This window comes from Corynebacterium sp. LK14 (genome assembly GCF_008042215.1).
Classification (GTDB): Bacteria; Actinomycetota; Actinomycetes; order Mycobacteriales; family Mycobacteriaceae; genus Corynebacterium; species Corynebacterium striatum.
Genome location: NZ_NOVQ01000032.1, coordinates 1 through 327 on the forward strand (window position 1 = coordinate 1; position 327 = coordinate 327).

1 pseudogene is annotated in these 327 nt (G+C 55.0%); it reads right to left on the reverse strand.

The annotated features are described in order from the left end of the window. A pseudogene (locus CHU71_RS13215) lies at window positions 1-327 on the reverse strand (transposase); the annotation flags it as partial.

Sequence of the window (327 nt, forward strand, 5' to 3'; positions counted from 1 at the left end):
CCCCAAACTGATCTTTATACGTGTCGATGTAGGAGATCATTTGGTCGTGGGTCGGTCGAGTTCCGCTGCGAAAAAAGCCGAAGCAGTCTTAAGAATCCCGTTTGCTCGCTTCAGCTCACGGTTTTCGCGGCGCAGACGCTTGATCTCTTCTTCCATTGTTTCGCCGCCTGACGCGTCGGAGTCATCACGTACTGAAGCGCTGTCACGGTACCAAGCCCGCAATGTGTGGTGAGATACTCCAAGCAGCTTACCGACCTCCGTGTAGGCGCGTTGCAGTGAGCAGGACTCCAGGCGGACCATTTCGATGATCTGATGGACCGCCTTCTC